Origin of the sequence: Allobosea sp., assembly GCF_036675845.1 — a bacterium.
In the GTDB taxonomy this organism is placed as follows: Bacteria; Pseudomonadota; Alphaproteobacteria; order Rhizobiales; family Beijerinckiaceae; genus Allobosea.
Genome location: NZ_JAKFED010000014.1, coordinates 1 through 9,586 on the forward strand (window position 1 = coordinate 1; position 9,586 = coordinate 9,586).

Consider the following 9,586-nt stretch of genomic DNA (forward strand, 5'->3'; position numbering starts at 1 on the left):
GCCTCGCGGCGGCCGGGGTCGGTATCATGGATCGCCAGCTCCGAGACGCCGGCCTCGGCGAGCGAGAGAGCGATCGCGGAACCGGCGCCGCCGGCGCCGATCAGCAGCGCCCGGGCGCCTTCGAAGCGGGCCCCGCGCTCGCGCGCTCCCGCCACGAAGCTGACCCCGTCGAAATTCTCGCCATGCCAGCCGCCGGAAGCGGTGCGGCGCATGTGCTGCACCGCGCCGAGCAGGCGCGCCCGCTCCGATACGCTCTCGTAATGCGCGAAGCAGGCGAATTTATGCGGGATGGTGATGATGATGCTGTCGACATTGCGCGCCAGGCTCACCCCGGCGAGGAAGGCCGGCAGGTCGGCGCTCGTCACCCGGATCGGCACGACGATGTCGTTCCTCCCCGCGGCGACGAACTTCCCGGTCAGGCCGGCCGGCGACTTCACCTGGGCGATCGGGTCGCCGATGATCAGGTGAAGCCGCGTCGCTCCGTCGAGGTTGGTGGTCAGGCTGCTCGGGTCCATCGCCACCTCAGGCCGCCACGGTTTCGTCGGCCTGGACGACGCCGAGCAGCTTCGCCTGGAGGGCATGGTCCCGCTCCAGCATGCCGGCGTCGCCGGCGAAGGCGACCTTGCCGTTGACCAGCACCATGGCCCGGTCGACGATCGGCAGCACGGTTTCGGCATGATGCTCGACGATCACCATCGCGACCTTGCCGCGCAGCTTGACCAGCGCCGCCATCACCTCCTCGACCACCGCAGGCGCAAGGCCCTCGAAGGGTTCGTCGAGCAGGATCAGCTTGCTCGGCACGACGAGAGCCCGGGCGATCGCCACCATCTGGCGTTCGCCGCCGGAGAGGTTCTCGGCTTGCGCCTTCTGGCGCGTGCGCAGCCGCGGGAACAGCGCGAAGCACTCCTCGATGCTGAGCCCGCCGGGCCTGGCCGCGATCTGCAGGTTCTCGATCACGGTCAGGTTCGGGAACAGCCGCCGCCCCTCCGGTACCAGCGCGATGCCGAGCCGGTTGATCTCGTAGGGCTTCAGCGCCCCGAGATCGGCGCCCTCGAAGGAGAGCGTGCCGGCATCGAGCGGCAGCGTCCCGGTGAGGGCGCGCAGCGTCGTGGTCTTGCCGACGCCGTTGCGGCCGAGCAGCGCCACAGCCTCGCCTTCGTGCACGACGAGGTCGACGCCGTTCAGCACCGTGCTGCCGCCATAGCCGACGGCGATGCCCTTGGCCTCGAGCAGCACCTTGCCGGCGGCATGGGCGGCGCGCTCGACTGCCGGCGGTGCCTTTTCCGCACCCTTGGCGGCGCCGAGATAGGCGGCGATCACTTCCGGGTTGCGCGCCACCTCGGCCGGCTTGCCGTCGGCGATCATCCGGCCCTGGTGCAGAACCGAGATCCGTTCCGAGATCGCGAGAACACGGTCGATGTCGTGCTCGATCAGCAGCACGGCGTGCTTCTTCGACAGGCTGCGGATCAGCTCGGCGACGACGTGCCGGTCGGCCTCGGCAAGGCCGGCCAGTGGTTCGTCGAGCAGCAGCAGCTTGGAATCGATCGCGAGCGTGACGGCGATCTCGAGCAGCCGCTTGGCGCCGTGCGGCAGGTTCATGCACGGCTCGGCCGCCCGGTCGGCGAGGCCGACCGCGTCGAGGATCGACCATGTCCGCTCGTTCAGGGCTTCCAGGTCATGCGCGTCGGTGATGAAACCGAGCGCGCCATGGCGCTGCGCCTGGACGGCGACGCGCACATTCTCGAACACCGAGAGGTTCGGGAAGATCGAGAGGATCTGGAAGGAGCGGCTGATGCCGAGCCGGGCGCGGGCATACATCGGCAGCCTGGTGATGTCCTTGCCCTCGAACAGGATCTGCCCGGCGCTCGGCGGCAGCACGCCGGTCAGCATATTGTAGAAGGTGGTCTTGCCGGCGCCGTTCGGGCCGATGATCGAGTGCAGCACGAAGGGCCGTACCGATAGGTCGATGTCGTGGGCCGTCACCAGGCTGCCGAAGCTCTTGTTGAGCTTGCGGGTCTCCAGGATCGGCTTGTTCGGATCCATCGCCTGGCCGGCGCTTTCATAGGGCTTGATCACGGCCGGCCGCGCCGGGATCGTGTTGCGCGTCAGCGTCCAGCGCTCGCGCTTCAGCGCGCGCTGCACCAGCCCCTGCATGCCCTCGGGGGAGAGCAGGGCGAAGGCGATGATGATCGGCGCGAAGATCAGCCACCAGTTCTCGGTGATCGCCGAGAGCCGGTTCTCCAGGATGATGAAGGCGATCGCCCCCCAGAGCGGGCCGAGGAAGTGGTGCACGCCGCCGAGCACGGTCATCAGCAGCGAGTCGCCGGCGCGCTGCCAGCCGAGATTATTGGCGTAGACGCCCTGCAGCATCAGCGTCAGCAGGCCGCCGGCAAAGCCGACGATGCCGGCCATGATGACGAAGCCGCCAAGCTTCACCAGATAGGTGTTGTAGCCGAGGCTGCTCGCCCGCTGCTCGTTGTCGCGCACCGCCTGCAGCACCCGGCCGAAGGGCGCATGCGCCAGCCGCCAGAGGAACCACATGCCGGCGACGACCGTCACCAGCGCGAAGATGTGGAACTGCATCTCGGTGCCGAAGCTGGTGCGCGGCACGCCCTGCAGCCCGTTCTCGCCGCCGGTGACGGCAGTCCATTTATAGGCGACCTCGAAGGCGATCTGCGAGCAGGCGAGGGTGAGCAGCGAGAAGTAGAGGCCGCGCCGGCGCAGGATCAGCGCGCCGAGCGCAGCCGCCAGCACCAGCGAGAACAGGATCGTCAGCACCAGCGCCATGATGTCCTGCCGAACCGGTCCGAGCAGCAGGAAGGCGGTGATGTAGCTGGCGCAGCCGAAGAACACCGAGGCGCCGAAGGGCACGAGCCCGGTATAGCCGACGAGCAGGTTCACCCCGGCGCCGTAGAGCGTGTAGATCGCGATCTGCGTGATCAGGTTGACCGGCGCGCCCTGTCCGAGCCAGGCGAAGGTCAGCGCGGCGAAGACGACGGCGATCCACAGGATCGGGTTCATCATAAGGTTGCGGGTGTTCATTCGAACCTCTCCCAGCGCTCGCCGAACAGGCCGCGCGGACGGATGAGAAGGATGACGGCCATGAGCACGTACATCGCCGCGCCCGACCAGGCGGGGAAGAACTGGATGCTCATCGCTGTGGTGAGGCCGACCAGCAGCCCGGCGATGATCGCGCCCGAATAGGAGCCGAGGCCGCCGATGGTGACGATGACGAAGGCGGGCATGATCGCGCCCGCCGCCATGCTCGGGATCACCGTCCAGAGCGGCCCGGCCAGCATACCGGCGAGGCCGGCGAGCAGGCAGCCGATGCCGAAGACGCCGCTGAGCACGATCGGCAGGTTGATGCCGAGCAGGCCGACCATCTCGGCGTCGCGCGAGCCGGCCCGGATGATCCGGCCGAAGCGCGTGAAGCGCAGGAAGGCCCAGAAGCTGATCAGCGCCAGCACCGTCACCGCCAGCACGAACATCCGGTATTTGGTGATCAGGATCGGGCCGTACTCGATGAAGCCGGCGAGAAAGCGCGGCGGGCTGAACGGGATCGGGGCGCCGCCGAAGATCAGCCGCAGCAGCGCCTCGGCCAGCAGCGCCAGCGCGAAGGTCAGGATCAGGCCGAGCAGCGGTTCCTTGCCGTAGAGATGCCGGATCAGCGTCTTCTCGACGATCATCCCGATCAGCCCGACGATCAGCGGCGAGAGCAGCGCCGCCGGCCAGCCGAAATCGCGGGCCAGCACCAGAGCGAGATAGGCGCCGATGGCGAAGAACGAGCCATGGGCGAAGTTCACGATGCCGAGCATGCCGAAGATGATCGACAGCCCGATGGCGATGAGGACGTAGAGAAAGCCCAGGATGAGGCCGTTGACCGCCTGGGAGATGATCATGTCGAGCATGCTGCGACCCTTCCCGCTCCGGCGCGGGTGCGGCCGGATGGATGAGGCGCCGGGCCGTTGCCGGCCCGGCGCGCGAAGAGGTTGAGGGGCGGACGAAGAGGCTAGATGCTGTCCATCTGGCAGGCGCTCTCGGCCGCGGAGCCGAAGGCCTTGTCGACATCGGCGATCGAACGCGGCGCGTTCTCGATCACGTCGACATAGTCCCATTTGTCGGTGATCTTGTCCTTGACCTTGCAGATGATCGTCCGGCGCTTCATCTGGTGGTCGAAATCGCGATAGCCGACCTCGAGGTCGCCTTCCTTGACGCGCCAGGTCTCCAGCGCCTTGACGATGGCGGCAGGCTCGGTCGACTTGGCGAGCTCGATCGATTCCAGCAGCGAGCGCATGCCGAACCAGCCCATCCAGGCCTTGTCCGGTGCGGGCTGGTTGAACTTCTTCAGATAGGCCTCGGCGAACGCCTTGTCCTCCGGGCTGTTGCCCGGATTGTTGTAGTACCAGACCTTGGTGAAGATGCCGGTCGCCGCGTCGGGGCCGACGCCCCAGATGTCGGTATTGCCGATCGAGATCTCGGCGAAGGGGATCTTGCCCTTCATGCCGAGCTCGTTCCACTGCTTCAGGAAGGTGGTGAGGTCGCTGGCCGAGACGCCGCCGATGACGACATCGGGCTTGGCGGCGCGGATCTTCAGGATGAACGAGCTGTAGTCGGCAGTGTTGACCGGCACCTCGTCGGCGCCGACCACGGTGCCGCCATTCTTGGTGATGAAGTCGGTGAAGGTCGCCTTGATGTCCTGGCCGAAGGCGAAGGCCGCGGTCAGCAGGTACCACTTCTTGCCGATGTCGAGGCAGTAGGGCGCCAGGATGCGGGTGTGGACGTCGACCGGCGGCTGCAGCCGGAAGGTGTATTTGTTGCAGAGCTTGCCGGTCAGGTCGACGGCCGCGGCATTGGCGGCGACGTAAGGGATCTTCGCCTTCTTGGCGACGGCGGAGATGGCCAGCGCGAACGAGCTCTGCGCCCCGCCGATCAGCGCCACGACCTTGTGCTCGTCGATCAGGCGCTGGGCGTTGAGCTGCGCGCCCTGCGGATTCGGCTCGTCGAGCCAGATGATCTCGATCGGCCGACCGAGCAACTGGTTGTTGCGCTGTTCGGCGGCGAAGAACCCGCCCTGTGCCAGGAAGGTCGACTGGTCGACGATGGCGCCGGTCTTGGCCCAGATCATGCCGATCTTGATCGGCTCGGCCGCAGCGGCGTTGCCGATATAGGGCATGCCGAGCTTGGCGCCGACAACCTGCGTCGCGGCGAGGCCGCCGGCTCCCAGCAGAAGCGAGCGGCGCGACGCGCCGGGCTTCCTGCCGCCATCTTCGATCTTTCGGGTCATGGGTTCTCCTCCGGTTGCGGTGTCTTGTCGATGCTGCCTTGTGGCTGGCTTGAGATACCGGTACCGTAAACTGGAATTAAAGTCCAGTTTCAGAATCCGACGTGGACAGGATTCCGGACGGCGTTGACAAGCGCGGAGATCACAGGGACTTAGCCCTGGTTCGGCAGGGCAGTCTGCGGTGGATGGCCGGATTGGAACGATTGTGATCAACGGCCCGCCTCGGCTATCCTGCGGCGGCCAGTGCTGCGGAGAAGACGATGTCCAGGATCAAGGACGAAGGCGCGGGGCCCGACGGCATCCTGAAGCGCACCTTGCGGATTCTCGAGATCCTCTCGAGCTACCCGCAGGGCATGCTGTTCTATGAGGTCGCGGACGCGATCAAGATCCCGCGCAGCGCCACACACCGCCTGCTCGCCAGCCTGGTCGAGGAGGGTTATGTGCGCCAGGAGCGCGATTTCGGCTCCTATGTCCTGACCGCCAAGATCGCCTCGCTCGGCTTCCGCTACCTTTCCGGCCACGGCATCACCGATCTGATGCAGCCGGTGATCGACCGGCTGGCCCAGGAATGCGGCGAGCTCGTCCGCGTCGCCATCCTCGACAATGACCAGCTCACCTTCGTCGCCAAGGCCCAGGGCGCCCGCGCCGGCCTGCGCTACGACCCCGAGACCGGCCAGGAGGCAAGACTGTCCTGCTCCTCCTCCGGCCTCGCCTGGCTCTCGACCATGACCGATGACGAGGCGCTGGCCCAGATCGACAAGCAGGGCTACGGCTCGCGCACCGAATACGGCCCGAACGCACCGCAGACGCCGCAGGCGATCCGCCGCCGCCTGCGCGAGGCGCGCATGCTCGGCTATGTCGTGACCCAGCAGACCTTCTCGCAGTGGATGAACGCCATCGCCGCGCCGATTCGCTCCTCGATCGACCAGCGCGTCACCGGCACGGTCAGCATCGCCGGGCCGTTCGTGCGCCTGACCGAGGAGCGCATGGTCCAGATCGCGCCGCTGCTCCTGGCGGCGACCCGGGAGCTCGGCCAACTCTCGCCGGCCGTCCACGCGCCGATCGAGCGCCCCGGCGAGCCGCGGCCGAACATCTTCGTCTGATGGGTTATCGGGCGGCTCGTGAGCTGCTCGCCTGAAATAGGAAGCGCGATCTCGACGCTTTACGGATTCGGTCGAAACGCGCCGTCATTCCGGGCAAGCGAAGCGCAGACCCGGAATCCATCATAGGGCGTTGAGCCCTCCGATGGATTCCGGATCAGCGCCGCTGCGCGGCTTCTCCGGAATGACGGCGCGTTTGTTTCCAGGGTGGAGAGGCAATCTATTGGGGTCAGCCGCCTCAGCCGTCGAGGCTGGCGAGGACGGTCCGGCGCAATTCGGCATCGACGACAGGGTCGATCCCGAACCAGGCTTTGAAGCCCGGCCTTGCCTGATGCAGCAGCATGGCGAGCCCGTCGACGGTGCGCAGCCCGGCTTCGCGCGCCTGGGCCAGCAGCGGGGTCTCAAGCGGCACATAGACGATGTCGGCGACGCAGAGCGACGCCTTCGCCCGTCCAAGCTCGAGTGTCAGCGGCGCGTTGCCCGCCATGCCGAGCGAGGTGGTGTTGACCAGCAGGTCGCAATCGCCGAGCGCCCGCTCGCGCCGCTCCCAATCCGTCACGCTCAGCCCCGGCAAGGCGGCGGCGACGCGCTCGGCCCGCTCGCGGCTGCGATTGGCCAGCGTCACGGCGGCGCCGGCGTCGAGCAGCGCCGCGCAGACGGCGCGTGATCCGCCGCCGGCACCCAGCACCAGCACGCGCGCTCCCTCGGCCGCGATGCCGGCCTCCGCCAGCCCGGCCATGAAGCCGAAGCCGTCGGTGTTGCTGCCGCTGATGCCGCGCTCGTCGAAGACCAGCGTGTTGACGGCGCCGGCCCGCAGCGCCGAGGGTTCGACCATGTCGCAGATCGCGAAGGCGGCCTCCTTGTGCGGCTTGGTCACGTTCACGCCGCGGAAGCCGGCCGCCTGCAGGCCGCGCACTGCGATCTCGAAATCGCGCTCGGCCGGGAGCGGCACATAGGCGCCGTCGATGCCGTGGCGCTTCAGCCAGTAGCCGTGCATCAGCGGCGAGCGCGAATGCATGACCGGCCAGCCGAGAAGTCCGGCGAGGCGGGTCCTGCCCGTCAGGGTGGTCATCTGGAACGGATCCTGTCGCTGTGGCGGCGCCGGCTTCAGCGCGCGGTTTCGAGCCAGAACTTCAGCATCAGCGAGGTCTCGGATTCGAACATCTCGATGCCGGTCGAGTTCGGGCAGCCGAGCCGGCGCGCCGCCTCGATCAGCGGCGGCAGGGCCGGCTTGGTGACGACGTCGCTGACGAAGGTTTCCGGCGACAGCCGCGCGATATCGATCGGCAAGGCATCGCCTTCCGCCATCCCGGCCGGCGTGGCGTTCGAGACGGTGTCGAAACCGCTCGGATCGGCCGAGCCGATGACGACCTTGCCCGGATGGGCTCGGAGGAGCTTGCCGATCAGCGCGTCGCGGCGGCCGGGATCGGCGTCATGGACCGCAAGCTCGCGCACGCCGGCGTCGAGCAGGGCAAGGCCGATCGCGCTGCCGGCGCCGCCGGCGCCGATCAGCAAGGCGCGCTTGCCTTCGAGCACCGCACCGTTCTTCAGCATGGCGCCGACATGGCCCGGCCCGTCGAACATGTCGCCATGCCAGGAGCCGTCGGGGTTGCGGCGCATGACATTGGCCGAGCCGAGCAGTTCCGTGGTCTTCGACATCGTCCTGCAATGCGCCACCACCGCGAACTTGTGTGGCACGGTGATGCAGATGCCGTCGCAGTTCGGCAGCCGGCCGGCGAGTTCGATGAAGGCCGGCACATCGGCGGGCAGGATGTCGATCGGCACCATGATCGCGTCCTTGCCGCTGGCTTCCAGCAGGCGCGTCATGCCGCTCGGCGCTTTCACCTGCGCGATCGGGTGGCCGATGATGAAGTAGACGCGCGTCGCGCCGCTGAAACCGTCGAGCATGGATCTCCCCGTGTGATGTCTGTGGCGCGATCAGCGCCCCTGCCAGACCGCCTGGCGTTTTTCGGCGAAGGCCTTCGGCCCCTCGATCGCGTCCTGGCTGGCCCAGAGCCTGACCGCCGTCGGGTGCTGGTCGAGAATGCTACGCTCCAGCGAGGAGGACAGGCTCGAGAGCGCGACTGCCTTGGAGGCCTCGATGGCGAGTGGCGCGCAACGCACGATCTGCCGTGCCAGCTCGCGGGCTTTCGCCATCAGCTCGGCTGCCGGCACCACCTCGTTGATCAGCCCGATCTCGACGGCGCGCTTCGCATCGATGCGCTCTCCGGTCAGGATCAGGCGCATCGCCTGCTTCAGCGGGATCTGCCGCACCAGCCGCTGCAGGCCGCCGCCGCCGAGCGCCGCGAGCCCGACCAGCGGCTCGGGCAGGCTGAACACGGCATGTTCGGCGGCGATGGCGAGGTCGCAGGCCAGCACGATCTCCACCCCGCCGCCGAAGGCATGGCCGTTGACGGCGGCGATCACCGGCTTGTTGAGGTCAAAGCGCATGCACAGTCCGGCGAAACCGGTGGCGGGCGAAGCCTCGACCGAGGTGCCGGCCGCCGCCTTCGCCTTCAGGTCGCTGCCGACGCAGAAGGCGCGTTCGCCGGCCGAGGTCAGGATCGCGACGCGCAAGCTGCTATCGGCCGCGAAGCGGTCGAAGATGCCGGCGAGCTCGTGATGGGCCTCGTTGCTGAGCGCGTTCAGCACCTCGGGCCGGTTGATGGTGACGGTCAGCACCCCGTCCTCGGCCTCGGCCTGCGTGTATTTCGGTTCGGACATGGCTTCCCCGCTGTGCTGCAAGGGCCGGCCGCGCAGGGCCGGCGCGAGTTGGAAGGCCTCAGGCGGCGGCGAGCGCATCCTTGACCGCGACATAGGCGAAGGTGATGCCCGGCCCGAGCGTGATGCCGGGCCCCGGATAGGTCCCGGCCATCACCGAATTCTGGTCGTTGCCGACGGCATAGAGCCCGCCGATCGGCCCGTTCTCGCCGAGCACCCGCGCCTGGGCGTCGGTGGCGAGGCCGGCGCTGGCGCCGATATCGCCGGGATAGAGCTTGAGCGCGTAGAACGGAGCCTTCAGCGCCCGCATGGTCGGGTTCGGGCCGACCTTGGGGTCGCCGAGATTGCGCTGATAGGCGGTGACGCCGCGGCCGAAATCCGGGTCGGTGCCGCTGGCCGCATAGCCGTTGAACTGCGCGACCGTCGCCTGCAGCTGCGCGGCGTCGATGTCGAGCTTGCCGGCGAGTTCGGCGATGGTCTTCCC

General features: G+C 68.1%; 9 protein-coding genes. 1 reads left to right on the top strand and 8 read right to left on the bottom strand.

The features are described 5' to 3' along the window. From V6M56_RS00650 to V6M56_RS00665, 4 genes are all read right to left on the bottom strand, one after another. A partial coding sequence (locus V6M56_RS00650; protein ID WP_332680637.1) for a shikimate dehydrogenase family protein occupies positions 1-515 on the bottom strand: 515 nt, incomplete at its 3' end. Positions 516-522: 7 nt separating this feature from the next. Further along, positions 523-3,042 carry a branched-chain amino acid ABC transporter ATP-binding protein/permease gene (locus tag V6M56_RS00655; protein WP_332680638.1) on the bottom strand — a complete coding sequence of 840 codons (2,520 nt, stop codon included), beginning with the start codon at positions 3,040-3,042 and terminating at the stop codon, positions 523-525. Further along, complete coding sequence (locus V6M56_RS00660; RefSeq protein ID WP_332680639.1) at positions 3,039-3,908, bottom strand: branched-chain amino acid ABC transporter permease; 870 nt, start codon at positions 3,906-3,908, stop codon at positions 3,039-3,041. Before V6M56_RS00660 ends, V6M56_RS00655 begins: the two co-directional genes overlap by 4 nt. Before the next feature lie 101 nt (positions 3,909-4,009). Continuing rightward, positions 4,010-5,284, bottom strand: a complete 1,275-nt coding sequence (locus V6M56_RS00665; protein ID WP_332680640.1) for an ABC transporter substrate-binding protein — start codon at positions 5,282-5,284, stop codon at positions 4,010-4,012. A gap of 257 nt (positions 5,285-5,541) precedes the next feature. Here V6M56_RS00665 and V6M56_RS00670 point away from each other — a divergent pair, with 257 nt between their 5' ends. Next, complete coding sequence (locus V6M56_RS00670; RefSeq protein WP_332680641.1) at positions 5,542-6,384, top strand: IclR family transcriptional regulator; 843 nt, start codon at positions 5,542-5,544, stop codon at positions 6,382-6,384. Positions 6,385-6,619: 235 nt separating this feature from the next. Here V6M56_RS00670 and V6M56_RS00675 read toward each other — a convergent pair whose 3' ends face one another. The 4 genes from V6M56_RS00675 to V6M56_RS00690 all read right to left on the bottom strand — a co-directional run. Further along, positions 6,620-7,453 carry a shikimate dehydrogenase gene (locus tag V6M56_RS00675; RefSeq protein ID WP_332680642.1) on the bottom strand — a complete coding sequence of 278 codons (834 nt, stop codon included), beginning with the start codon at positions 7,451-7,453 and terminating at the stop codon, positions 6,620-6,622. 35 nt (positions 7,454-7,488) lie between these two features. Continuing rightward, a complete protein-coding gene (locus tag V6M56_RS00680; RefSeq protein ID WP_332680643.1) occupies positions 7,489-8,289 on the bottom strand; it encodes a shikimate dehydrogenase family protein in 801 nt (266 codons plus the stop codon). A 30-nt stretch (positions 8,290-8,319) separates the two neighbouring features. Then, on the bottom strand, positions 8,320-9,105 hold the full coding sequence (locus V6M56_RS00685) for an enoyl-CoA hydratase-related protein (protein WP_332680644.1): 786 nt from the start codon (positions 9,103-9,105) through the stop codon (positions 8,320-8,322). A 58-nt stretch (positions 9,106-9,163) separates the two neighbouring features. Further along, positions 9,164-9,586, bottom strand: a 423-nt coding sequence (locus V6M56_RS00690) for an FAD-binding protein (RefSeq protein WP_332680645.1), incomplete at its 5' end; no start/stop codon positions are given.

Bases quoted from the DNA above. Each gene is read 5' to 3' on its own strand.
- V6M56_RS00670 (WP_332680641.1), top strand. From the start codon at position 5,542: ATGTCCAGGATCAAGGACGAAGGCGCGGGGCCCGACGGCATCCTGAAG.
- V6M56_RS00655 (WP_332680638.1), bottom strand. From the start codon at position 3,042: ATGAACACCCGCAACCTTATGATGAACCCGATCCTGTGGATCGCCGTC.
- V6M56_RS00665 (WP_332680640.1), bottom strand. From the start codon at position 5,284: ATGACCCGAAAGATCGAAGATGGCGGCAGGAAGCCCGGCGCGTCGCGC.
- V6M56_RS00685 (WP_332680644.1), bottom strand. From the start codon at position 9,105: ATGTCCGAACCGAAATACACGCAGGCCGAGGCCGAGGACGGGGTGCTG.
- V6M56_RS00680 (WP_332680643.1), bottom strand. From the start codon at position 8,289: ATGCTCGACGGTTTCAGCGGCGCGACGCGCGTCTACTTCATCATCGGC.
- V6M56_RS00660 (WP_332680639.1), bottom strand. From the start codon at position 3,908: ATGCTCGACATGATCATCTCCCAGGCGGTCAACGGCCTCATCCTGGGC.
- V6M56_RS00675 (WP_332680642.1), bottom strand. From the start codon at position 7,453: ATGACCACCCTGACGGGCAGGACCCGCCTCGCCGGACTTCTCGGCTGG.